The organism is Streptomyces sp. NPDC045899, from assembly GCF_056431485.1.
In genome coordinates this window covers 381,094-402,739 of sequence record NZ_JBWKKP010000003.1, presented here as the reverse complement: position 1 = coordinate 402,739, position 21,646 = coordinate 381,094, and the positions used below count along the sequence as shown (strand labels likewise).

Annotated in this window: 25 protein-coding genes; 9 read left to right on the top strand and 16 right to left on the bottom strand. The window is 72.4% G+C overall.

Annotated features, from left to right (window positions below; genetic code table 11):
- Nucleotides 1-12: 12 nt before the first annotated feature.
- The 13 genes from AC07FT_RS06455 to AC07FT_RS06395 all read right to left on the bottom strand — a co-directional run bounded on the left by AC07FT_RS06455 (nt 13) and on the right by AC07FT_RS06395 (nt 13,026).
- Nucleotides 13-660, bottom strand: a complete 648-nt coding sequence (locus tag AC07FT_RS06455) for an MBL fold metallo-hydrolase (protein ID WP_254737503.1) — start codon at nt 658-660, stop codon at nt 13-15.
- A 38-nt stretch (nt 661-698) separates the two neighbouring features.
- Nucleotides 699-2,012 (bottom strand): bifunctional 3-oxoadipate enol-lactonase/4-carboxymuconolactone decarboxylase PcaDC, encoded by a 1,314-nt coding sequence (gene pcaDC / locus AC07FT_RS06450; protein WP_479174410.1) that lies wholly within the window; start codon nt 2,010-2,012, stop codon nt 699-701.
- Between the two features lie 33 nt (nt 2,013-2,045).
- Nucleotides 2,046-2,663 carry a hypothetical protein gene (locus AC07FT_RS06445; RefSeq protein ID WP_479174409.1) on the bottom strand — a complete coding sequence of 206 codons (618 nt, stop codon included), beginning with the start codon at nt 2,661-2,663 and terminating at the stop codon, nt 2,046-2,048.
- Entirely contained in the window at nt 2,660-3,811 is a 1,152-nt protein-coding gene (locus AC07FT_RS06440) for an ROK family glucokinase (RefSeq protein WP_254737497.1), read from the bottom strand. The genes AC07FT_RS06445 and AC07FT_RS06440 overlap by 4 nt, the downstream gene beginning before the upstream one ends.
- A gap of 210 nt (nt 3,812-4,021) precedes the next feature.
- The gene (locus tag AC07FT_RS06435; RefSeq protein ID WP_479174536.1) at nt 4,022-4,816 is read right to left on the bottom strand and encodes an ATP-binding cassette domain-containing protein; all 795 of its coding nucleotides are present in this window, start codon (nt 4,814-4,816) and stop codon (nt 4,022-4,024) included.
- A 2-nt stretch (nt 4,817-4,818) separates the two neighbouring features.
- The gene (locus tag AC07FT_RS06430; RefSeq protein WP_254737493.1) at nt 4,819-5,904 is read right to left on the bottom strand and encodes an ABC transporter permease; all 1,086 of its coding nucleotides are present in this window, start codon (nt 5,902-5,904) and stop codon (nt 4,819-4,821) included.
- Complete coding sequence (locus AC07FT_RS06425; protein WP_479174535.1) at nt 5,901-6,887, bottom strand: sugar ABC transporter substrate-binding protein; 987 nt, start codon at nt 6,885-6,887, stop codon at nt 5,901-5,903. Before AC07FT_RS06425 ends, AC07FT_RS06430 begins: the two co-directional genes overlap by 4 nt.
- A gap of 416 nt (nt 6,888-7,303) precedes the next feature.
- Nucleotides 7,304-8,068, bottom strand: coding sequence for a GntR family transcriptional regulator (locus tag AC07FT_RS06420; protein ID WP_471193611.1), 765 nt, complete (start codon nt 8,066-8,068; stop codon nt 7,304-7,306).
- A 116-nt stretch (nt 8,069-8,184) separates the two neighbouring features.
- Complete coding sequence (locus tag AC07FT_RS06415) at nt 8,185-9,474, bottom strand: cytochrome P450 (protein WP_479174406.1); 1,290 nt, start codon at nt 9,472-9,474, stop codon at nt 8,185-8,187.
- A 91-nt stretch (nt 9,475-9,565) separates the two neighbouring features.
- Complete coding sequence (locus AC07FT_RS06410; RefSeq protein ID WP_479174404.1) at nt 9,566-10,390, bottom strand: transporter substrate-binding domain-containing protein; 825 nt, start codon at nt 10,388-10,390, stop codon at nt 9,566-9,568.
- Nucleotides 10,391-10,522: 132 nt separating this feature from the next.
- Nucleotides 10,523-11,176: a bifunctional 4-hydroxy-2-oxoglutarate aldolase/2-dehydro-3-deoxy-phosphogluconate aldolase gene (locus AC07FT_RS06405; protein WP_471193209.1), complete on the bottom strand. Its 654-nt coding sequence runs from the start codon at nt 11,174-11,176 to the stop codon at nt 10,523-10,525.
- A 238-nt stretch (nt 11,177-11,414) separates the two neighbouring features.
- Nucleotides 11,415-12,380: a sugar kinase gene (locus AC07FT_RS06400; RefSeq protein ID WP_479174402.1), complete on the bottom strand. Its 966-nt coding sequence runs from the start codon at nt 12,378-12,380 to the stop codon at nt 11,415-11,417.
- 220 nt (nt 12,381-12,600) lie between these two features.
- Entirely contained in the window at nt 12,601-13,026 is a 426-nt protein-coding gene (locus tag AC07FT_RS06395) for a guanyl-specific ribonuclease (RefSeq protein WP_471193205.1), read from the bottom strand.
- Between the two features lie 169 nt (nt 13,027-13,195).
- On the opposite strand from AC07FT_RS06395, the gene AC07FT_RS06390 reads away from it, so the two are divergent.
- The 7 genes from AC07FT_RS06390 to AC07FT_RS06360 all read left to right on the top strand — a co-directional run bounded on the left by AC07FT_RS06390 (nt 13,196) and on the right by AC07FT_RS06360 (nt 16,727).
- On the top strand, nt 13,196-13,861 hold the full coding sequence (locus AC07FT_RS06390) for a helix-turn-helix domain-containing protein (RefSeq protein WP_479174401.1): 666 nt from the start codon (nt 13,196-13,198) through the stop codon (nt 13,859-13,861).
- Nucleotides 13,858-14,046 (top strand): DUF6126 family protein, encoded by a 189-nt coding sequence (locus AC07FT_RS06385; RefSeq protein ID WP_479174400.1) that lies wholly within the window; start codon nt 13,858-13,860, stop codon nt 14,044-14,046. Before AC07FT_RS06390 ends, AC07FT_RS06385 begins: the two co-directional genes overlap by 4 nt.
- Nucleotides 14,047-14,201: 155 nt before the next feature.
- Nucleotides 14,202-14,429: a hypothetical protein gene (locus AC07FT_RS06380; RefSeq protein WP_479174399.1), complete on the top strand. Its 228-nt coding sequence runs from the start codon at nt 14,202-14,204 to the stop codon at nt 14,427-14,429.
- Nucleotides 14,426-14,971, top strand: a complete 546-nt coding sequence (locus AC07FT_RS06375; protein ID WP_471193197.1) for an RNA polymerase sigma factor — start codon at nt 14,426-14,428, stop codon at nt 14,969-14,971. Before AC07FT_RS06380 ends, AC07FT_RS06375 begins: the two co-directional genes overlap by 4 nt.
- On the top strand, nt 14,958-15,479 hold the full coding sequence (locus AC07FT_RS06370) for a hypothetical protein (RefSeq protein ID WP_471193195.1): 522 nt from the start codon (nt 14,958-14,960) through the stop codon (nt 15,477-15,479). The genes AC07FT_RS06375 and AC07FT_RS06370 overlap by 14 nt, the downstream gene beginning before the upstream one ends.
- Nucleotides 15,480-15,673: 194 nt before the next feature.
- Nucleotides 15,674-15,820 (top strand): hypothetical protein, encoded by a 147-nt coding sequence (locus AC07FT_RS06365; RefSeq protein ID WP_471193193.1) that lies wholly within the window; start codon nt 15,674-15,676, stop codon nt 15,818-15,820.
- 49 nt (nt 15,821-15,869) lie between these two features.
- The gene (locus AC07FT_RS06360) at nt 15,870-16,727 is read left to right on the top strand and encodes an SCO6745 family protein (RefSeq protein ID WP_479174397.1); all 858 of its coding nucleotides are present in this window, start codon (nt 15,870-15,872) and stop codon (nt 16,725-16,727) included.
- Between the two features lie 27 nt (nt 16,728-16,754).
- On the opposite strand, the gene alc is transcribed toward AC07FT_RS06360, so the two are convergent.
- Together alc and allB are read right to left on the bottom strand one after the other, a co-directional pair.
- Complete coding sequence (gene alc, locus AC07FT_RS06355) at nt 16,755-17,900, bottom strand: allantoicase (RefSeq protein WP_479174395.1); 1,146 nt, start codon at nt 17,898-17,900, stop codon at nt 16,755-16,757.
- Nucleotides 17,897-19,261 (bottom strand): allantoinase AllB, encoded by a 1,365-nt coding sequence (allB, locus tag AC07FT_RS06350; RefSeq protein WP_479174394.1) that lies wholly within the window; start codon nt 19,259-19,261, stop codon nt 17,897-17,899. The genes alc and allB overlap by 4 nt, the downstream gene beginning before the upstream one ends.
- Nucleotides 19,262-19,523: 262 nt before the next feature.
- Between allB and AC07FT_RS06345 the strand changes: the two genes are divergently transcribed.
- The gene (locus AC07FT_RS06345; RefSeq protein ID WP_479174393.1) at nt 19,524-20,309 is read left to right on the top strand and encodes an IclR family transcriptional regulator; all 786 of its coding nucleotides are present in this window, start codon (nt 19,524-19,526) and stop codon (nt 20,307-20,309) included.
- 88 nt (nt 20,310-20,397) lie between these two features.
- Here the strand turns inward: AC07FT_RS06345 and AC07FT_RS06340 are convergent, their stop codons facing one another.
- Nucleotides 20,398-20,697 (bottom strand): DUF5955 family protein, encoded by a 300-nt coding sequence (locus AC07FT_RS06340; RefSeq protein ID WP_479174391.1) that lies wholly within the window; start codon nt 20,695-20,697, stop codon nt 20,398-20,400.
- A 310-nt stretch (nt 20,698-21,007) separates the two neighbouring features.
- Between AC07FT_RS06340 and AC07FT_RS06335 the strand changes: the two genes are divergently transcribed.
- Nucleotides 21,008-21,616 carry a nucleotidyltransferase family protein gene (locus tag AC07FT_RS06335; RefSeq protein ID WP_479174389.1) on the top strand — a complete coding sequence of 203 codons (609 nt, stop codon included), beginning with the start codon at nt 21,008-21,010 and terminating at the stop codon, nt 21,614-21,616.
- Nucleotides 21,617-21,646 lie beyond the last annotated feature (30 nt).

Below are 21,646 nucleotides of genomic sequence, written 5' to 3'. Positions count from 1 at the left end.
GTCCGACAGCGCTCACAGGGTCAGCGTCTGCCCCGGCGCCAGCCGCAGATGCTCGGTACCGGCGATACCCGGACCCTCGGGTCCCAGCAGCCGGCCGTAGACCTGCGGGGCCACCTCGGACAGCAGGGCGTCGTGGATGTCGACGGCCCGGCGGGGGGCCACGGCCCGGACATAGTCGAGCACCTCGCTGAACTTGTTCCAGGGGGCGTGCACCGGCAGCAGCAGCGTGTCCAGCCTGCGGCCGGGGGGCACCGTGAGCGCGTCGCCGGGGTGGAAGACGGTGTTGTCCACCACGTAGCCGACGTTGGTGATCCGGGGGATGTCGGGGTGGATGACGGCGTGCAGCTGGCCGTGGACCTCGATCTCGAACCCCGCGGCGGTGAAGGTGTCGCCCTCGCCGATCGTGTGCACCCGGCCGGGGAACGCCGCCGAGATCTGCCCGGCCACACTGGTCAGGGTCCACAGCTCGGCGCCGGGGTTGGCCTCGAGCGCCACCCGCAGCCGTGCCTCGTTGAAGTGGTCGGCGTGTTCATGGGTGACCAGGATCGCGTCCGCGGCCACCGCCGCGTCCTGTTCGCTGAAGGCTCCGGGGTCGATGACGAGCGTCTGCCCGTCCTTCTCCAGCCGGACGCAGGCGTGGCCCTTCTTGGTGAGCTTCATGTGGATCATTCTGCTACCGGGCCGCCCGCGTAAACGGCTCACTCCTCCGGGCTGGTCTCCTCAGCGATGACACGCTGGGCCACCGCGAAGGCGGCGTTGGCGGCGGGCACCCCGCAGTAGACGCCGGTGTGCAGCAGGACTTCCTTGATCTCGGTGGGGGTGAGCCCGTTGCGCAGCGCGGCGCGGGTGTGGAAGGCCAGTTCATCCAGGTGGCCGCGGGCGACCAGGGCGGTGAGGGTGATCACGGAGCGGGTGCGCCGGTCGATCCCCGGACGGGTCCACACCTCGCCCCACGCGTAGCGGGTGATGAAGTCCTGGAAGTCGCCGGTGAACTCGTCGGTCTGTGACTCGGCGCGGTCCACGTGCGCGTCGCCCAGCACCTCGCGGCGCACCTTGATGCCGCGCTCGAAGGCGTCGGTGCGGGCGTCCGGGACCGGTTCGGGCGCGGCGGCCCAGCCGATCTCCGCGGCCGGGGTGGCCGTCGGGGCCGTCGTCGGCGTGGCGGGGGGCGCGGGGGTGAGCACCGGCTTGACGGGCGGCGCCGGGATCGCGGTCATCCCGGTGGGGTGGTCCGGGCTCTGCCAGGTGCCGGAGAAGTGGCGGACCAGCAGATCGGTGACGGCCGCCGGCTGCTCCACCGGGGCGAGGTGGGAGGTGCCGGGGACCATGGCGAGCCGGGCGTCGGGGATTCCGGCGACCAGGACGCGGGCGTCGGCGGGCGGGGTCACCTCGTCGTCGGCGCCGACCAGCACCAGGGTGGGAGCGCTGATCAGACCGAGCTCGGCGCGGGCGTCGAACGCGGCGAGCGCCTCGCAGCAGGCGATGTAGCAACCGGGGTCGGTGGTGCGGACCATCTGGACGGCCCAGTCGACGATGGCGGGCTGGGCGCCGGCGAACGCGGGGGTGAACCAGCGCTCGGGGGTGGCACGGGCCACCGGGTCGAGACCGTTGGTGCGGACCACCACACCGCGCTGCCGGAAGGAGTCGGCGGTGCCGAAGCGCGGGGAGGCGGAGACGAGGGCGAGCGAGCCCACTCTGAGCGGATGGCGCAGCGCGAGTTCGGCGCCGATGGCCCCGCCGAGCGAGCAGCCCGCGTACCCGAACCGGTCGATCCCGATCTGGTCCAGGGTGGCCAGCAGCCGTCCGGCGAGCTCCCGCACGGACGAGGCGGGGTAGGCCGGTGCACCGCCGTGGCCGGGCAGGTCGAAGCGGAGCACCCGCCAGTGGCGGGACAGCTCGGGTATCTGGCGGTCCCACATGTGCCAGGTGGTGCCCAGCGCCGGTCCGAGGACGAGCACGGGCCCGTCCTCGGGTCCGTCGATCCGGTACTGAAGTGTCTTGATCTCGCTCACCCGGAAACGGTATCCGAACGAGGTGGCCGCCCCTTACGGCGTAACCGTGGAGACTACGTAGACCTTCGGGTGACGGGGATTGTCACGGTTGACGGTGATCTCCAGCGTGGGCTGGGGGTCCTTCTGCTTGAACACCGTTCCTGACCACTTATCGCCTGAACCAAGGCGCCAGCCGACCTTCTTGGCCTCCTTGGCGCTGATGGTCACCTCGCCGTCCTCCAGGGCGGACGGACGGGTACCGGCCCGGGTCAGAAAGCGGTTCAGGCCCTCGGGCGACGTGATGAACTGCACGTAGAGCGAGCTCTCGTCCCAGGAGTTGGTCTCGTAGAAGGCGACGTCCGCGGAGTAGGCCGGGATCGGTACGTCGTATATGCGCCGCTGCACCCGGCTGGGCCAGCCCTCGGTGAGCCCGGTGGCCGAGGCGCTCTCCTCCTTGTTCTCACCGCCCTCCCGGCTCTGGATGGCCGAGATCACGCCGTAGCCCGCGGGGAGCGTGATCAGCAGGACGACGATCAGGACCTTGAGCCAGCGGCGGCGCGGACGGCCGTCGTCTCCGCCGGGGGTGCCGGGGCTCTCGGGGGCGCCGCTGCCGCGGTCGGGCGGGGTGGCTCCGGGGTCGTCCTGCGCGGGGCGCTGGTCGGCGGCGTTCATCCGCGGCCCGCCTCCCCCCTGGGCGCCAGCCGCAGCGGTGAGGTCCCGGTGCGCTCATAGCGCTCGACCCGGCGGCGGTTGGCGCGGCGGAAGCGGCGGGCGACCAGCCGGGCGAGGTCGGCGGCGCCCACCATCCCGGCCTCGGGCCCCAGCTGCGCCTTGACGATCCGGGCCTCCGGCCGGTAGCCGCGGCCGGTGAGGGTGCGCCGGAAGGCGTCCCGGGCGGGCCCGATCAGCAGATCGTCGGCGGCGCTGACGCCACCGCCGATGACGAAGCAGGAGGGGTCGAGCGCGGCGGCCAGGTTGGCGATGCCGACGCCGAGCCACTGGCCGATGTCCTGGAGGAGTTCGATGCACATGGCATCGCCGTCGCGGGCCAGCTCGGTGATGAGCGGCCCGGTGATCTCCTGGATGTTGCCGCCGACCCGGTCGTTGATGCCGTACGCCACCGGGGACTCTGCGGCGGCCAGCTCCCGGGCCTCGCGGACCAGCGCGTTCCCGGAGCTGTACTGCTCCCAGCAGCCGCGGTTGCCGCACGGGCAGCGGTGTCCCGCGGGGACGACCTGCATATGGCCGAACTCGCCCGCGACCCCGTACTTGCCCCGCTTGACCTGGCCGTCCTCCAGGATGGCGCCGCCGATACCGGTGCCGAGGGTGATCATGACGAGATGGTCCTCGCCGCGTCCGGCGCCGAACCGCCACTCGGCCCACGCGGCCGCGTTGGCGTCGTTGTCGACCATGACCGGGACCGCGAGCCGCTCGGCGAGCCGGTCGCGCAGCGGTTCGTTGCGCCAGGACAGATGGGGGGCGAACAGGACGCGGTTGCGGTCGGCGTCCACCCAGCCCGCGGCGCCGATGCCCACCGCGTGCACATCGTGCCGGTCGGAGAGGTCCAGGACCAGCTCGGTGATGGTGTCCTCGACGACCTTGGGGCTCTTGGACTTGTCGGGCGTCTCGGTGCGCAGCTTCTCCAGGATGACGCCGTCGGCGTCCACCACCCCGGCCATCACCTTGGTGCCGCCGATGTCGATGCCGACGGTGGGCACCCGGGGCGCGGACAGGTGCGAGCGGCGCTCGCGGGTGCCGACGGTCCGCAGCACGGTGGCGCGGGCCGAGCCCCGGTGCACTCTTTCGCGGTAGATGCTCATCGGCCGCCCCCTTCACCGGTGCGGGGGGTGCGGTCGCTGCGGGTGCGTGCTCGCAAGAGTTCGTCGTCCCTGCGGGGGTCTCGGGAGGCCGGGGGGCCTCGGATGCGTGGTTCCGTGGCGGGTGGGGCCCGCCGTGCGATTGTGCCTCACCCGGGGCTCGCACCGCATGGCGGAGTCCCGGGGCAGCGCGCCCCGGGACTCCAGTGTCGATCAGCTCGCGGCGGGGCCGGACTCCAGCCGCGCCAGCTCGTGGCTGAGCTGCTCCAGCTCGCTGCCGCCCGCCATCTGGCGGGTGAGCTCGTCCAGGGCGATGGCGTCCTTGGTGTGGCTGCCCGCCATGGCGCCGCGCTTGAGGAGGACGAAGCGGTCACCGACCAGATACGCGTGGTGCGGGTTGTGGGTGATCAGCACCACGCCCAGCCCCGCGTCCCGGGCGGCGGCGACGTACTTGAGCACCACCCCGGACTGTTTGACGCCCAGCGCCGCCGTCGGCTCGTCCAGCACCAGCACCCTGGCGCCGAAGTGGACGGCACGGGCGATGGCCACGCACTGCCGCTCACCGCCGGACAGGGTGCCGATGGGCTGGTCCACGTCGCGCAGGTCGATGCCCATGCGCAGCAGCTCGCTGCGGGTGGTGGCACGCATCGCGTCGACATCCAGCCGCCGGAACGGTCCGTAGCCCTTGCGCAGCTCGGAGCCGAGGAAGAAATTCCGCCACACCGGCATCAGCGGGACGACCGCGAGGTCCTGGTAGACCGTGGCGATCCCGCGGTCCAGGGCCTCGCGCGGGGAGCCGAGCCGGGTCTCCTCGCCCTCGATCGCGAAACTGCCGCCGTCGTGCCCGTGCAGTCCGGCGATGATCTTGATGAGGGTGGACTTGCCCGCGCCGTTGTCGCCGAGCACGCAGGTGATCTCCCCGGCACGCACCTCGAGGGAGACCTCCTCGAGCGCCTTGACGTTGCCGTAGTACTTGCTGATGCCGTTCAGTTCGATCAGCGGTGTCACGGTCACTTGCTCGCCTCCGCCCGCTTGCGGACCCACCAGTTGAGCAGGGTGGCGAGCAGCAGCATCGCCCCGAGGAAGAACTTGAACCAGTCCGCGCCCCACTGCGCGTAGACGATGCCCTTGTTGGTCATGCCGAAGATGAAGGCACCGACGGCGGCGCCCACCGCGGAGCCGTAGCCACCGGTCAGCAGACAGCCGCCGATGACGGCCGCGATGATGTAGAGCAGCTCGTTGCCGACACCCTCGCCGGACTGGACCACGTCGTAGTTGAACAGCAGGTGCTGACCGGAGATCCAGGCGGCGAAGGCGACGCCCATATAGAGGCCGATCTTGGTGCGGTTCACGGGGACGCCCACCGCGCGAGCCGCCTCCTTGGCGCCGCCCACGGCGAAGATCCAGTTTCCGGCGCGGGTGCGCAGCAGGATCCAGGTGGCCAGTGCGATCAGGGCGAACCACCACAGGACGGTGATCTGGACCTCGACGTCCCCGATGGTCAGATGTGAGGCGAAGACCTTCTGCGCGGCGGGGAAGCCCTCCATGTCGGCGATGGTCTTGGTGGAGACCGTGTCGCTGATCAGCTTGGTGAAGCCGAGGTTGCAGCCCTGGAGGATCAGGAAGGTGGCCAGGGTGATGATGAAGCTCGGCAGGTTGGTGCGCACCAGCAGATAGCCGTTGAAGAAGCCGATGGCGAGGGTGGCCAGCAGGGACACCCCGACACCGACCCAGACGTTCGCCGTCATCTGGTACGAGAACATCGAGGAGATCAGCGCCGAGGAGGTCACCATGACCCCGGTCGACAGATCGAACTCCCCGCCGATCATCAGCAGCGCCACCGGCACCGCCATGATCCCGATGGTCGACGAGGCGTACAGCACGGTGCTGAAGCTGGACCACTGCAGGAACGCGTCGGCGGCGAACGAGAAGAAGACGAAGACGGCGACGGCGCCGACCACCGCGCCCAGCTCCGGACGGCTCGCCAGCCGGCGCGGCAGCGAGGCGCGCACCGTCCGCCGGTCGTCCGGGCGGCCCGGTCCGGCGGGATCACCGCCGGCACCGGCGGTCTTGAGGGGCTGGGCGTCCGTGCTCATCGGGTCCCCCGCTTGGTGTACCCCGCGAGCTCGGCGGCATCGTCCTTGGTGACGATCTGCGGACCGGTGAGCACCGGCTTGCCGCCACCGAGGACATCGGCGTTGTAACGGTGGAGCCAGAGCAGGTCCACCGCCTCGTAACCCTGGAGGTAGGGCTGCTGGTCGACGGCGAAGCCGAGCGTGCCGTCCTGGAGTGCGGCGGCGACCTTCGCGTTGAGGTCGAAGGTGTCGATCTCGGCGTCGCTGCCCGCGCGGTCGGCGGCCTTGGCGGCGGTGTCCGCGAAGGGCGCGCCGAGGGTGACCACGCTGTCGATGTCCTTGTCGGACTGGAGCTTGGCCTCGATGGAGGACTCCACGTCGGGCATGTTGGTGCCCTCGACGTAGATCTTCTCCATCGTGCCCGCGAAGGTGTCGGCGGCGCCGTCGCAGCGCTGCTCATGGCCGACGTTGCCCTGCTCGTGCAGGACGCACAGGGCCTTCTTGCGGCCGCGCTTGTTGAGCTCCTCGCCGACGGCCTCGCCCGCGATCGTCTCGTCCTGGCCGACGTGGGTGAGGGCGCCGAACTTCTTGGACTCACCGGAGCCGGAGTTGACGGTGATCACCGGTATCCCGGCCTTCTGCGCCCGCTTGACCACGGACTTCATGGCGTCGGGTTTGGCGAGCGTGACGATCAGTCCGTCAACCTTCTGGTCGATGTAGGACTGCACCAGCTGGGCCTGCTCCTTGCCCTCCTCGTTGTGGGCGTAGAGGAACTTGATGTTGTCCTTGGCGGCGGCCTGTTTTGCGCCGCTCTGCACGATGTCCCAGAAGGTGTCGCCGTCGCCGGAGTGGGTCACCATGGCGAAGGTCCACTTGGGGGTGTCGACCGCCGCCCGGCCCCCGGCCGCCGCCTGGGCGGCCCGTTCCTCGGCGCGCTTGCCGCCGGTACTGCTGCACCCGGCCAGGCCCGCGCCCAGCGCCACCGCCACCACGGCGGCGGTCATCGCGCGCACCCCTGTCCGAACCTTCGCCGCCCTCGCCACGTAGCGTCGCCCTTCTCGCCGTCTTTTCCGGTTTGCACCGGATGACCCGGTCTGTCCGCTGTCATGATCACGGCCTGGCGCCAGGTGTTCCGGGCTCCGGCCGCCGCCAAGTATCCGTCACCGCCGGCCGTCCTGGCCCCTGGGGGCTCAGCGGGTGTCACGGGCGGTGCATTTCTCCAGCTCGGGGGCGTCTTCGCCGGTCACGACCGGACACCGACGCCTGGTGCTGGATCCGCCTCCCCTCCCGGCCGCCCCGATGCGGCTGGGGGACTTTTAGCGGTGGGCACGGATCGCGTCAAGGCACCGCGCTCCGGGGCCGGTCGGGAACGGGCGGGGAACGGCCGGGGGACGCCGGAGCCTCAGGGACCTCAGGGACCTCAGGGGCGGACGAGCAGCTGGAACTCGAAGGCGTAGCGCGAGGCCCGGTAGATATGCGAGCCGAACTCCACGGCCCGGCCGGTGTCGTCGAAGGTCGTGCGCTCCATCGTCAGCACCGGCGCACCCTCCGGCTCGCCGAGCTCCGCCCCCTCCTCGGCCGTGGCCGCGCGGGCGCCGACCGCCTGGCGGGCGCTGTGCAGGGTGATCCCGGCGGCGCGCATCAGCCGGTACAGACCGGTGCCCTCCAGCTCCGCGCTGTCCAGGGTGAACAGCCCCGCGGGAAGCCAGTTGCACAGATGGGCCATGGGCTCGCCGTGGGCCAGCCGCAGCCGCTCGATCAGCACCACGTCGGTGCCCTCCGCGATCCCCAGGGCGGCGGCGACCTCGGCGGTGGCGGGTTCGGTGGTGTTCCGCAGCACCCGGGTGGCCGGGCGCTGCCCGGCGGCCTCCAGATCGTCGTAGAGGCTGCTCAGCTCCAGCGGGCGCTTGACCTGGCTGTGCACCACCTGGGTGCCCACACCCCGGCGCCGGACCAGCAGCCCCTTGTCGACGAGCGACTGTATGGCCTGGCGGACGGTGGGGCGGGACAGCCCGAGCCGCCCGGCGAGGTCGATCTCATTGCCGAGCAGGCTCCCTGGCGCCAGCCGCCCCTGTTCGATCGCCGCCTCGAGCTGCTGGGACAGCTGGAAGTACAGCGGGACCGGGCTGCTGCGGTCCACGCTGAACTGGAGCTCCGCCGCGCCAGAAGAGTCTTCTCCCTGCATTGCCACGGGCCGAGCGTAGCCGGATGAGCACATGACGGGAAGTCGTGAAGTTCGGTTGTCCGGACAAATGACGGGGCGACTACGGAGAGAGATCGTTCCTGCCGTCCCGGCGATCGTCAGCGGACGCCGCCAGGGGCCGGGGTGAACTCCACCGGCAGGGCCGACAGCCCGCGCATCCAGGGGGACGGCCGCCAGACGAGCGCCTTCGCCGACACCGCGAGCCGCAGATCGGGCAGCCGGTCCAGCAGCACCTCGACCCCGGTCCTGGCGATGACCTCGGCGATCTCCTGGGCCGGGTAGGGGCAGCGGTGCGAGCCGTGGCCGAAGGAGAGGAACGCGCTGTTGCCCTCGGTGGAGACCCGGCGGTCCGGCCGCACCTCCGGATCGGCGTTGGCGGCGGCGAAGCCGAGCAGCAGCAGATCACCGGCGCGGATCCGCTGCTCCCCCAGGACCGTGTCCCGGGTGGCCCAGCGGCCCGCGATGTTCTGGGTGGGGGTGTCCTCCCACAGCACCTCGTTCATCGCCCGGGCCACGCTGTGGCGGCCGCCGGAGAGCGAGAGGGCGAACCGCTCGTCGGTGAGCATCAGCCGCAGGGTGTTCCCGATCCAGTCGGCCGTCGACTGGTGGCCCGCCCCGAACAGCACCATCAGGTCCTGGATGATCTCCTCGTCGCGCGAGGGGTCCGAGGAACCGATCATCCGGGAGGCCACGTCCGGTCCGGGGACCGCACGCTTGGCGGCCAGCAGCTCCCGCATTCCGGCGCGCAGCGCCTTCTGCCCCGCCAGCGCCTTGCGGCTGCCGTCCACCACCTCGTGGAGCGAGCGCAGCAGCTTCAGCCCCATGGTGTCGGGGAAGCCGAAGACCCGGGCGATGACCAGCGCCGGGAGCAGCACCGCGTACTCCGCGACCAGATCGGCCTCACCCCGTTCGCAGAACGCGTCCACCAGCAGATCCGCGAACTTCTCCGCCTGGTCGCGCAGTTCGTAGGGGTCGACGGCCTCCAGCGCGTTGTTGATGGTCAGCGAACGCTTCCGGTGGACCTCGCCCTCGGTGTAGACCACGGCGGTGTCACCGCGGCCGATCATGGGCAGCAGGGGCCAGTCGTCGGGTATGCGGTCCCAGGCGTTCCAGCCGCTGGAGTCGCGGGTGAACAGGGCCGGATCGCTGGTCAGCTGACGCAGCTCACGGTAGCCCAGCACCAGCCAGGCGGGGATCCCTCCCTCGAGCAGCACCGGGGCCACCGCCCCGTGTTCGCGCCGCATGTCGGCGTACATCCGTGCCGGGTCGGTCTGGAACCCCGGCCCGCTGAGCGGCCGGGCGCCGGGGCGGGCGGGGCAGCCGGACGGCGGGGCGGTGGTGCCGGACGTGGTCGCGGCGCTCCCGGAGCGTTCGAGGTGCGCTGTCATCGATCAGTCCTTATGACACTGGGGTGATGTAAACCCGGGTCAATATAGGTCAGTCACGGCAGCGTGGGGAGGCTCGGAGGCAAAGCGGTCGTTATTTCAACCACTCGTCCTCATACCGTTCGTAGGTGCCGTCATACGTGGCCAGATGGACCCACTGGTCGACGTATTCCCTGAACTGCGTGTCCCCGCGCGGCAGGGCATATGCCTTCTCGGAGAAGGAGAAGGGCTTGTCCGGGTGGACGGCGCACAGTTCGGGGTGGATCGCGGACTGGTAGCGGGTCTCGCTGGCGTCCGTCATCATCACATCGGCCCGGCCCTCGATGATCTCGTCGAAGATCGTGGTGTTGTCCGGGTGGACGGTGAGGGTGGCCTTCTCGATGTGGTCGCGGGCGAACTGCTCGTTGGTGCCACCGGGGTTGACCACCACCCGCACCCCCGGCCGGTCGATCTCCTCCAGCGTGGTGTACTTCCGCTCGTCCGGACAGCGCACGATGGGCGTCTTGCCGTCGGTGAGGTACGGCTCGCTGAAGGACACCGTACGAGCGCGGGCGAGGGTCACCGACACCCCGCCCATCCCGATGTCGCAGCGCCCGGCGGCCACGTCACCCACCAGACCGGCCCAGGTGGTGGCGCGGTACTCCGGGGTGGCGTCAAGGCTCTTGGCCAGATCGCCGGCCATCGTGATGTCGATACCGGAGTACGCCCCGGTCCTGGGGTCGCGGTGGGTGAAGGGGCGGTAGTCGCCCGTGGTGCACACCCGCAGCACCCCGCGCTCGGGCACCTCGTCCAGCAGGGTGCCGTGCGGACGGGCGCGTTCGGCCGCGGAGGGTGCCGCGGATCCGGCGGCCAGGGCCGAACCCGCGGCGGTGGCGGCGAGCAGGGCGGCGACGGCGGACAGGGTGACGGTGCGTCTCACGGCGGCTCCTGAGCTCCTGGGCACGGGTTCTCCTGGGCACGGGCTCTCCTCGACGGGGCGGAGAGCCCGGGGCGCATGATCACAGCGCGCCCAGGGTGGCAGAAGTGGCGGCTCAGGAGAACCCGTTGACCATCAGTACGGTTCGGGACCGGGGTCGAGCGGCGGGCCCACATCCGCGAGCCGGGCCAGCAGTTCGGCGACGCGCTTGGCCACGGTGTCCCGGTCGCCCTCGGCCAGCGAGGCCCCCATCCCACAGGCCACCGCGCCCGCGGCGATCCACTCCGGGGCCTCGGCCACTCCCACCCCGCCCGTGGGGATCACGGCGGCCTGGGGCAGCGCGGCGCGGACGTCCCTGACCCAGCGGGGACCGTACGCGGAGGCGGGGAACAGCTTGATGGCGTCAGCGCCCAGCTCCAGCGCGCGGACCGCCTCGGTGGGGGTGGCCACCCCGGGGAAGACGGGCAGCCCGTAGCGGTGGCCGGTGCGGATGACCTCGGCGTCCAGGCTCGGGGAGACCAGGAAGCGGGCGCCGGCGTCGGCCGCCATCCGGGCGGAGGTGGCATCGAGCACCGTGCCCGCGCCGATCACCGCGTCATTGCCCACCTCCCGGATCAGGGTGGTGACCGCCTCCAGGGCGAAGGGCGTGGTCAGCGAGATCTCCAGGCTGGCTATACCGGCGGAGAGCAGGCTGTCCGCGGTGGCCGTGGCGCGGTCGTAACTGTCGCTCCGTACGATCGCCAGGACGCGCTGCGCGAGCGCGGCCCGGGTGGTCTCCCAGCGGTACACGGCGGTCGCCGCCTTTCCTCTCCGAGGTGCTGCCAGGGTGGCGCCGCGCCGGATTGCCCCGGGGATATGCGGCACGTGCGGTGTGCGGTGGACGGTGTGCGGTGCTGCGACGGGCTCGGGGTGCGGGGACAGCGGAGGTGCGGGGTGGTTCCGTCGGGGTGTCGCGGGTGCGGGGTGCGGATGCGGTGTGCCGCGGTGCGGGTGGTGCCGGGACGAGCCTACGGACCGGGCGGGCGGGTCAGCGGTGGACCCCGTCCCCGCCGCCCGCGGCGCGGGCGAGGGCGCGGTCCCGGGCGGCGGCGGTGGGCAGCCCGTCGGTGTCGGTGGCGGCCTGGACCGCGAGCGAGGCCACACAGGCGGCCTCGGCCAGCGCGCGCTGCTCGCGCAGACCCCGCAGCCGGGCCGAGAGATAACCCGCGGCGAAGGCGTCACCGGCGCCGATCGGATCGACGACCGGCACCGCGTGGGGCTCCTGACGCCAGCTGCCGTCCGCGGTCCGCACGGTGGCCGAGTGGTCCGGGTGCTTGATCACGACTTCCCGGGCGGCGCCGGCCAGCAGCTCCTCCGCGGCCTCGGCCGCGGACCGGGAGGTCAGCAGCTCCAACTCGTCCTCCCCCGCGAGGACGATGTCCGCCTCGCGCAGCAACGGGCCCGCCGTCTGGGTCCACTGGGCGGCTCCGCCCAGTTTGTGCCGGACGTTGGGGTCGAAGGAGATCCGGGCCCCGGCCGCGCGGGCCAGCTCCACCAGCCGGCGGCTGGCGGCCGCGGCGGTCGGCGAGAGCATGGGGGTGATCCCGGAGAGGTGCAGCAGCCGGGCGCCCTCGACGGACTCCGGCCGTATCTGCTCGGGGTTGAGCCGGGAGGCGGCCGAACCCATGCGGTAGTACTGCACATCGATGGCGCGGTGCGGATGACTGTCCCGCATCAGCAGCCCGGTGGGGGCGTGGTCGTCCACGATGGCGTGGCCGACGTCCACACAGTCCGCGCGCAGCTCGCGCAGCACCGCCTCGCCCGCCGGATCGGCGCCGACGCGGCCGAGCCAGCGCACGCCGTGGCCGAGCCGGGCAAGGCCCACGGCCACGTTGGACTCCGCCCCCGCCACCGACCGGCGGAAGTGCACGGCACGGTCCAGCGGAACTCCTGGCTCCGCCAGCAGGAGCAACATCGCCTCGCCGCATGTGACCACGTCCGGGCCGTTCGCCACCGGTGCCTCCCCAACACGACCGCTACCACCGAAACGGTATCGGGAAGCGCTGACAAGGGGCCGTGCGGGGTTGGGTACGAGGCGCGGCACGGGCCGCCGGGCCGTATACGACCGGTGCGCCGCGGGAGGCGCGGTGTGCCCCCGTGACACCACGCCGCGCGGCCGCCGCCCTGTTGCCGGGGCAGCGGCCGCGATGTGGGGGGTGGCGGTCTTCGTCGGCTCAGCAGCCGCGGTCCACCAGGTCGAACGACTCGTAGTGGTCAGCGGTGTAGTAGTCCTCGTCGTCCTTCTCACCGGTGACGATGCGACGGGCGCCGCGGTCCGGTGAGCCGGGGGTCTCGACCGTGAACTCGTGGTAGTAGCCGGACGACTGGTCCGGGAGGATGCCCTCGCGGTTGTCGAAGACGGTGCCGTCCTGCGGGTACGGGTAGGGGCCGTCCTTCTCGATCAGGTCGAGGGTCTTGTGGGCCTCGTCGGGCAGCTTCGAGTAGCAGATGTCGCCGACATCGGCGGCGGCCCGGACCGAGGCGACGACGCTGTGGCCGGTGGGGGCGGCGGTGGCCGTGACGGCCGTTCCGCCGAGCAGCAGCGTCGAGGCGAGGGCGCCGAGTGCACCGATGCGAGCAATCCGTGGGGGGATTTTCATGGCACTAGCATGACGCGCGTAGAGGATGGCATGTCAATGCCAAGTGACCGTTGTTACCGAGGAGTTCACAAGACCTCCGCGAGATGTCGCACCCGGTGAGGAAGATGTAACTTTTGCCTCTCGGGCAAACCTTTTGCCCCAGGGGTGACAGGCTGGCTATACCGGAGTTATGACTCCGTTCCCCGGCGGGCCCGGTGACCAGCCCCTCGGCGGATCCGGCGACGGACCGCCGACCGAACTGCCCACCGTCGCTCCGCGCCTGCGGGACCTGCGGCGGCGCAGCGGTCTGACCCTGGAGACCGCGGCCCGGCGGGTCGGTCTCTCCCCGGCCCATCTGTCCCGCCTGGAGACCGGGCGGCGGCAGCCGTCGCTGCCCATGCTGCTGGCCCTGGCCCGTACCTACGGCACCACGGTATCCGACCTGCTGGGCGAGGCGCCTGCGGAGCGGGACCCGGTGGTGCGGGCCGACCGGATGGAGCCCCAGGAGGCGGGCGGCTGGACCTACTGGCGGGCCGGGGGTCCGGGCCGGGCCATGCAGGCGCTGCGGGTGCACGTCCCGGAGCGCTCCGGCGCCCAGGAGGCCCTGGTGCGGGTCCACCCCGGCGAGGAGTGGCTCTACGTCATCCGGGGGCGGCTGGGACTGACCCTCGGGGAGGCGGTCCACGTCCTCGCCGAGGGCGACGCCGCCCACTTCGACTCCCTCACCCCGCACCGCATCGCCGCCGCCTCGCCCGGCGGCACCGATCTGCTCTTCGTCCACACACTGCTGCAGAGCGGCGCGGCCGGGTTGTGCCTCGGTGACGCCGCCCGCGGAGGAAGGCACGGTACGCCGTGAACGAGACGACCGCCGACCACACCCCCGGGACCGCCGGCACCCCTCCGGCCAGGGCCACCACCCCCGCCAACGAGGAGGACCGGGCGCCCATGACCTTCACCGTCCGGGTCTTCATCTACCTGGTGGGCGTGCACTTCATCGCCGGCTTCCTCTTCCTGCTCTTCCATCTCGCGGGCGCCAAGTAGCCCCGCGGGGAAGGTTTTCCGGTGTCCGGTGACGGATCCGGCCACCCGGCGGCGTCTACAGGGTGGTCGGCCGTTCTTCTTCGGCGGCCATCGGACTCGGCCCCCACTGGGACCGGGGTCCGAGGCGATCGACACACCGAGAGGGGGAGCCGTCGATGCCCGCAGTCGACGACGCCTTCCCGCGCGACCTCGCGGCGCGCCCCGGGGCCGGACACCGGGCCACCCAGGCCCCGGCCACCCGCACCACCGCCCGCGAGTTCACCCCCGGCAGCCGCCCGGCGGAGCGCCACACCGCCGGGTTCCCGCCGCCGGACCAGCGGTCCGCCGCCCCGAGGACGACGTGCGCAGCCCGCGTCGCGGAGGTCTTCGGGAGGGTCGTATGAGCGGGAGCTTCGACGTACGGGAGGACTTCAGGGCCTGGTTGTGCGAGCACACCGGGTCGCTCCGTCTGACCGCACGGCGGCACGCTCGGGACCACCAGGCCGCGGACGACGCCGTACAGAACGTTCTGGAGAGCTTCTGGAAGAAATGGGAGAGCGCGGAATTCCGCGCGAAGGTCAAGAACACCCCCGGATATGCGCGGCGTTGCGTGATCAACGCATGGCGCTCCTCGGAGCGCAGCGAGACCGCGGAACGTGAGCGCCTCAGGAAATACAGTTCCGGCGAGCTGGTACCGGAAACCCAGGATCTGTACTCCGACATCGAGTGGAAGCTGAGCTTACCGCCCATGCTGGAGATGCTCGAACCGACCTGGCGTTCCGTTGTGGAACTCCGTTACCGGCAGGGCAAGTCGTTCACCGAGATCGCCGCTGTGCTGGGCATCTCGGAATCGACCGCCCGCCGTTACGACAAGGGGGCGCTCCATGCCCTCGCACAAGCCGAACGTGCATGGGGAGAGAAAGGAGGGCGGGATGGACGTCTTTGAACGTCTCGCCCTGGCATCCCAGCACCCTTCCCCGGATTCGGTTCGGCCCGATACGGAGGCGTTCCTCGCTCGGGTCTTCCCCGGGCTGGGGTTCGTCCCACCAGCGGTTTCTGCCCTGGGGACCGGCCGCCACGCGGCCGGTCCCGGGCCGGCCGAACCCGAAGGCGGTGTCGTCCAGGAGTCCCGTGCGGAGCTCCTGGACGAGCTCCGGGAGATCAGCCGTGAGCATGACGGCGGAAAGGATGGCGAACAGAGAAGAATTCCGGGCCGGAGCGGAGAAGCGAGCAGACTCCGGCGCATCGCGGAAATCGTGGAGCTCCTGGACGGGGAAGAAGCGGCCTTCGCGTGGTGGCGCCACGCGGCGGAGGCCGGCGACGGGGTAGCCGTCGCGGTCGTCGAGGAATTCCATACGGAACAGGTACAGCCGGGGAAACGGCCCAGCGTTTTCCCGTCGATCGGCTCGTCCGCCTCCGGACCACGGGGGCTGCCGGGGGCGGACGAGAGGTGATCGCACCACATGCGTGAGCTGTCCGGCGAATGGGCAGCACCGCATGGACACGGGGGCAGAGGGGCCCGGTCTCGGTTGGGGAAATCGAGACCGGGCCCCGATGCGTTTTCTTTTCGCGCGCCCGCCCATAACCTGACGGAAAAGGCTTCCCGGCCGCGTCTCCTCAGTGACCCCACCCTCGAGGAGGTACGGCAGTGGACAGGACGCGCACATCCCGCGGCAGGCGCTGGACGGCGGGCCGGACATACGCCAGGAAAGGGCTCGGCGCCGCCTTCACCGCCACCGTCGCCGCACTGGTCAGGCTGGGCTGGGAACACGTACGGCGGGAACACGGACTCTGACCACCGCCCCCGAGCACCGCACCGCCGCAGACCAGAGAGGAGCACGCCGATGGTCGCCACCGCCCCGGCGCGGGCCCGCGCCCTGTGGGCCCTGTTCGAGCCGATCCATGCGGTCACCTACTTCGCGCCGGAGGCCCTGACCGCCTATGAGGACGCGGGGCTGCGCGGCTTCTGGCGCGGCTATTTCGCGGGCCGCGCCGCCCCGCTGGGGCCGGTCGGCCCGGAGCCCGTCGTGGCGGCGTTCTTCAGCTTCGCGCCCTCGATGGTCGCGCGCGCCCTGCCCGACGCCTGGGCGGTGGTCCCGCCCGAACGGGTGCTGGAGGTCCGGCGCTCCGGGGCGGTCGCGGCGCTGCGGCGGCTGCTGGCCGGACAGGAGGCGGCGATGGAGCGCGCCGCCGAGGCCCTGGTGCCCCGGTCCGCAGGTCTGGACGCCGCGGGCCGGGTGCTCACATCGGCCAACGCGGCGCTGGACTTCCCCGACAAGCCCGTCGAGCGGCTGTGGCACGCCGCCACCCTGCTGCGTGAGCATCGCGGCGACGGTCATGTGGCGGCCCTGGTCGCTGCGGGGCTGGACGGCTGTGAGGCGCTGGTGCTGCGCGCGGGCGCCGATCTGCCGCGGGCCGAACTCCAGCCGTACCGCGGCTGGACCGACCAGGAGTGGGAGGCCGCGCTGACCCGGCTGGCCGACCGCGGACTGCTGAAACCGGACGGCACCGCCACCGAGAACGGGCGAGAGCTGCTGCGCGCGGTGGAGTCCGCCACCGACCGCGCGGCCGAACGCCCCTGGCGGCCGCTGGCCGCCGAGGACACCACGGCCCTGGCGGCCCTGTTGAAGCCGCTGGCCGCGGCGTGCTCGACGGCGCTGCGCTTCCCCAATCCGATCGGGGTGCCGGAGCCGGGCGCCTGACGTTCCGTCCGCCGCGCCCGGCCGCCGTCAGCCGCTCAGCTCCGCATGGCGTCCGGCGAGCGTCCGGACGCCCCGCTCGGTCAGTTCGCCGTACAGCCGCAGCCGGGCGACCCCGCCGTCCGGGTGGATGTCGATCCGCACATGGGTCACCGGCGGGGCGTCGTCCAGGGACAGCCGGTGGACGGTGTCGGGCTGGAGCCGGGTGCGGGGCAGCAGTTCCGTCCAGCCGGGGGCGGTGTGGTCGGCGGGGTCCGCGCCGGTCGTCGCGTCGAGGCCGTGGAGCGTGGCCCAGCCCGCCGCGTTGCCCTTGTAGCAGCCGGTGTCGATCTCCACGGCGCGGATCCGGGAGTGGCCGGTGAGCCGGTAACGCACCCAGTCATGACCGGTGTCGCGGCGGCGGCGGGTCTCCCAGCCCTCGTCCATCCGCCGGGAGCGGCCCGGCCGGATGGAGTTGGCGGGCGGGGAGAAGAAGCGGTCCGAGGCGTCCTCGGCCACCCCGCCGTTCTCCAGCGCGGCCAGGTCGAAGACGGAGAGCGCGGTGAGCCAGGCCGGATCGGGGGCGGCCTCGCCGTACACCCGGAGCCGGGCGATCCCGCCGTCGGGATACTGCGCGAGGCGCAGATGGGTGAAGCGGCGCGGTACGGAGACCTCGAAGCCGTTGGCCGCGTGGCCGCCGACCGGGGTGCGCGGGACGAGCCGGGTCCACTCCACACCGTCGGCGAGCAGCTCCTCCGGGGACGGCGCCCCCGGCACACAGGCCGCCTCGACACCCACCGCCCGCGGGTGGTTGCCGCGGAAGTGGGCGGTGTCGACGACGATGCCGTGGATGACCCCGGGCGCGCCCAGGCGGATCAGCGCCCAGTCGTGGTCGGTGTCGGCGGGGTGCGGGGTGTCGGCGGAGGCACCGCGCCGCCGCCGGGTCTCCCAGCCGTCCATGACCTTGCCCTTGTGGCCGTAGGTGGCCGGGTCGAAATACGGGGCCCGGGGTTCGATCAGGTTCTCGCGTTCGGCGAAGAACTCGTCGTTGGCCGCGATGACGCTGCCGCCGAGCCGCCGGTCGGCCAGATCGGTGAGGTGGGTGAAGGGGAAGTCGGCGGAGCGGTAGTCGGCGTAGGGGTCGCCGCCGCCGTACGGGTCGGCGTCACCGGTGAAGCGGGGTGTGGGCGCGGTCATGCGCGGGGCTGCCTTTCCAGGAGTCTGCCGGTGGGTTCGGTGGGGGTGCCGTGGTCAGCGATCTTCCGTCCGCGCAGCCAGGTGGACCGTACGACGCCGTGGAGGGTTCTGCCCGCGTAGGCGGTGACCTGGTTGCGGTGGTGCAGCGCGGCGGGGTCGACGGTGAAGGTCTCGTCGGGGGCGAGTACCGCGAAGTCGGCGTCGTGGCCGGCCGCGACGGCGCCCTTGCGGTGGCCGAGGCCGACCAGGGCGGCGGGACCGGCGGACATCCAGCGGGCCACGTCGTGGAGGGTGTGGCCGCGGCGGCGGGCCTCGGTCCAGACCGCGGGCAGGCCGAGCTGGAGCGAGGAGATCCCGCCCCAGGCCCGGCCGAAGTCGTCGACCTTCAGCTCGGCGGTGCACGGCGAGTGGTCGGAGACGACACAGTCGATGGTGCCGTCGGCCAGCCCCCGCCACAGCGCGTCCTGGTTGGCGGCCTCACGGATGGGCGGACAGCATTTGAACTCGGTCGCGCCGTCCGGGACCTCCTCGGCGGTGAGGGTCAGGAAGTGCGGGCAGGTCTCGACGGTGACGCGGACGCCGTCGCGCCGGGCGGCGGCGAGCAGCGGCAGGGCCTCGGCGGAGGAGAGGTGGAGGACATGGACGCGGGCGCGCAGCTCACGCGCCAGCTCCACCAGCCGCTCGATCGCCCGGTTCTCGGCGTCGCGGGGGCGGGAGGCGAGGAACCCGGCGTAGGCCGGACCGCTCGGCGCCGGGGCGTCCTCGATGAGGTGCGGGTCCTCGGCGTGCACGATGAGCAGTCCCCCGAAGCCCGCGATGGCGCGCAGGGCGGTGTCCAGACCGGCCGGGGTGAGATGCGGGAACTCATCGACGCCGGAGGGCAGCAGAAAGCATTTGAAGCCCATGACGCCCGCGTCGTGCAGCGGTTCGAGGTCGGCGGCGTTACCGGGTACCGCACCGCCCCAGAAGCCGATGTCCACATGGGCCGCCCGGCGGGCGACGGCCCGCTTGACCTCCAGGGCGTCCACGGTGGTGGTCGGTGGGACGCTGTTGAGCGGCATGTCGACCAGGGTGGTGATCCCGCCCGCGGCGGCCGCGCGGGTGGCCGTGGCGAACCCCTCCCACTCGGTGCGGCCGGGGTCGTTGACATGGACGTGGGTGTCGACGAGACCGGGCAGCAGCACGTCGTCCCCGAGGTCCTCGACCCGGGCCCCGGGCGGGTCCGGGGCGTCGTACGGCAGGACGGCGGCGACCGTCCCGGTGGCCACGGACACGGCGACGGACGCCGCGCGCGGCCCTTCCGGGGTGACGACGCGCGTCGAGCGCAGCACCAGTTCGGCTTCCGGATGGGACACCCGCATCCTCCTCGGCTTCCAGGTTCTCCCGGACTCCAGAAATCAACATTCTGTTGAAGCTTGAGTCTTCACCCCGCCACCGGCCCGGTCAAGACCCCGTCCACCGGAGCCCCGCCGGCCGCCCGCCACCGGGGCCGTGACCGGCGGCGACAGCCCGCCAAAGGCACTGTGGGCGCCGGTGCGGCCCGGTAGGCTGCCGGTGGCCGGCCGGCTGCGGATCGTCGCCGCGCACGGCCCGGTACCAGCCGCTGTGAAAGGACACCCCGACGTGCCGTCCGCCGAGCCCAAGACCGCCGCCAGCTCCGGCGGCGTCCAGTCCCTCGAGCGCGCCTTCGATCTGCTGGAGCGGATGGCGGACGCCGGGGGCGAGGTGGGCCTGAGCGAACTCTCCGCCAGCAGCGGATTGCCGCTGCCCACCATCCACCGGCTGATGCGCACCCTGGTGGCCTGCGGCTACGTACGCCAGCAGCCCAACCGGCGCTATGCCCTCGGCCCCCGGCTGATCCGGCTCGGGGAGAGCTCGGCCAGGCTGCTGGGCACCTGGGCGCGGCCGTATCTGGCGCGGCTGGTGGAGGAGACCGGGGAGACCGCCAACATGGCCCTCCTGGACGGCGATGAGGTGGTCTACGTCGCCCAGGTGCCGTCCCGCCATTCGATGCGGATGTTCACCGAGGTGGGGCGGCGGGTGCTGCCGCACACCACGGGCGTCGGCAAGGCGCTGCTGGCCGCCGCTCCCCCGGACGAGGTGCGCGCCCTGCTGCGCCGTACCGGGATGCCGCCGGTGACCCCGCGGACCATCACCACGCCGGACGACTTCCTGGAGGCGCTGCGCCGGGTGCGCGAGACGGGCTACGCGGTGGACGACAACGAGCAGGAGATGGGGGTGCGCTGTCTCGCGGTGCCGGTGCCCGACTCCCCCACCGCCGCGGCCATCTCGATCTCGGGTCCGGCGGGCCGGGTCACCGAGGAGGCCACGGCCGATATCGTGCCGATCCTCAAGGAGGTCGCGGCCGACCTGTCCGGCGCACTGGCCAGCGGCGGCGGCACCGCCTGACGGCGGGGTGGACCCACGGCGCCGGCGGCGGGGTCCGGTCCGCCCCGGACGAACGGACCGGACCCCTCCGACCCGGCGGGCCCTCGGGTCACTCCCTGCCGCGGCCCCTCGGCACACTGCCGAAGAGATCGATCGCGCCCCGGACCCCGCTCAAGGAGGGGCCGAGCGCGCTCACCGATCCCAGCGCGCCCGCGATCAGCAACAGGGAGCGGCGCAGCCGGTGCAGCTCGGGGGCACCGGTGCGGACCATGGCGTCCAGCGCGGCGAGTTCATCGTCCGCGATGGCGCGATCGGGTAATTCGGCCGGATGGGCGGCCAGGTCACGCCTGAGCCGGGCGACGGCGAGGCGCAGCTCGGCCGCTCTCGGGTCTTCGTCAATGCCGGACACTCGGCTGGCTTCCCTCACCGCGGCGTCCTCCACTGACGAGGCATCGGGCGCTTCCCAGAGCTTCACGCCGTCGTCGGACAACACTGTCCTTCGCCCCCTCGCACACTGGTGCACGAGCCTGCCCCCTCTCCCTCTCTCCCATACGGCCGCCAGGCGTCAGGACCGGACGTAAGCCCGGACACAAGACCGGACACAAGGGGCCGCGGCTCAGTTAACGACACGGTACGCACGCCGCGCCATACGGAGAGCGAAAATCAGACCGGCTGGGATGGATCGTCCGTGGCGGCCTCCGGTGAGGTAAGCAGGGCGCATGGATCGCACCTCGACTGACAATGCGCAGGTCGCCGGAGTGCTGCTGGCGGCGGGCGGTGGACGGCGGCTGGGCGGACGGCCGAAGGCCCTGTTGAGGCACCGGAGGCGGCCGCTGGTGGAGCACGCGGCGCGCGCCCTGCGGGAGGGCGGCTGCGCCCCGGTGCACATCGTGCTGGGCGCCGCCGCCGAGGAGGTGCGGGCGCGGGCCGAACTCCCGGGCTGCGTCCTGGTCGACAACCCGGACTGGGCGGGTGGCATGGGCTCGTCGCTGCGGGCCGGACTGGCCTCGCTGGCGGCGAGCGGAGCATGCGCGGCGCTGGTCACGCTGGTGGACCAGCCGGGAATCGGGGCCGCCGCGGTGGCCCGGCTGCTGGCCGCGTTCGACGGCCCGGACAGCCTGGCGGCCGCGGAGTACGACGGGGTGCGGGGCCATCCGGTGCTCTTCGGGGCGGCCCGGTGGGAGGGCGTCGCGGCGGACGCGGTCGGCGACCGCGGGGCGCGCGGCTATCTGCGGGCGCACGGATCGGCGCTCAGGCTCGTGGACTGCTCGGACATCGCTCGACCGGATGACATCGACACGGCCGCGGACTTGACGCTGCTGGAGTGAGCCGGGGTGGCACCGGGGGCCACGGGAGCC